The 992-nt window shown below is 70.1% G+C and carries 1 protein-coding gene; it reads right to left on the bottom strand.

The window, feature by feature from the left end; translation table 11 throughout:
- Nucleotides 1–992, bottom strand: a 992-nt coding sequence (locus AC08OV_RS20470; protein ID WP_476620131.1) for a GTP-binding protein, incomplete at both ends; no start/stop codon positions are given.

Below are 992 nucleotides of genomic sequence, written 5' to 3'. Positions count from 1 at the left end.
AGCGGGTCGTCGAACCGTTGCCAGGCGGTGGGGCCCGCGGCGAGTTCGGCGTCGGTGAGCAGGGCCGGGTCGAGGCGTCGGCGCGGTTCGTCGGGGTCCAGGCCGACGCCGATGAAGACCAGCTCCTGGCCGGCGGTGTGGCCGGTGAGCAGTTCGCCGGGTTCGATGGTCATGTTCGGCCCGGCCTGGGACCAGACGGCCAGGGTGTGCGGACGGCTGGCGATATGGCAGAAACCCTTGCTGCGCAGCACACCCTCCCAGCCGGCCAGCGCGTCGGCCAGCCGGGCGGGATGGAAGGGACGGTCCGCGCGGTAGGTGACCGAGCGGATGCCGTACTCCTCGGTCTCGGGGGTGTGGTTGCCGGCCAGTTCCTCGACCCAGCCCGCCGACGTGGCCGCGGTGATCGGGTCATAGCGCCCGGTGTCGAGGACCTCCGCCAGGTCGATCACTCCATGGCCAGCGCGGACGAGCCGGGCACTCGGGTTGAGCCTGCGCAACAGCCCTTCGACGGTGGCGGCCTGCTCGGAGGTCGCCAGGTCCGTCTTGCTCAATACCAGCACGTCGGCGAACTCGACCTGGTCGATCAACAGGTCGGAGATGCCGCGTTCGTCGTCCTCGTCAGCCTCGAGGGAGCGTTCGGCGAGGTAGTCGCCGCGCTCGAGCTCGGTCAGGAAGGTCGAGGCGTCGACCACGGTGACCATGGTGTCGAGGCGGGCGTGGTCGGAGAGGCTGGTGCCGTCCTCGAACGTCCAGTCGAACGTCGCCGCGACCGGCATCGGCTCGGAGATGCCGGTCGACTCGATGAGGATGGTGTCGAAGCGGCCTTCGCGGGCCAGTGCGCCCACGCTGTCGAGCAGGTCCTCCCGCAGGGTGCAGCAGATGCAGCCGTTGGTCAGTTCGACCAGGCGTTCCCCGCCCCGGCCGGAGACCAGCGAGGCGTCGATGTTGACCTCGCTCATGTCGTTGACCACCACCGCGACCCGGCGTCCCTC

Source organism: Frankia sp. CeTa3Moorea (assembly GCF_978021225.1).
The sequence above is the reverse complement of the archived record's forward strand: the minus strand, read 5'-3'. Positions and strand labels throughout refer to the sequence as shown.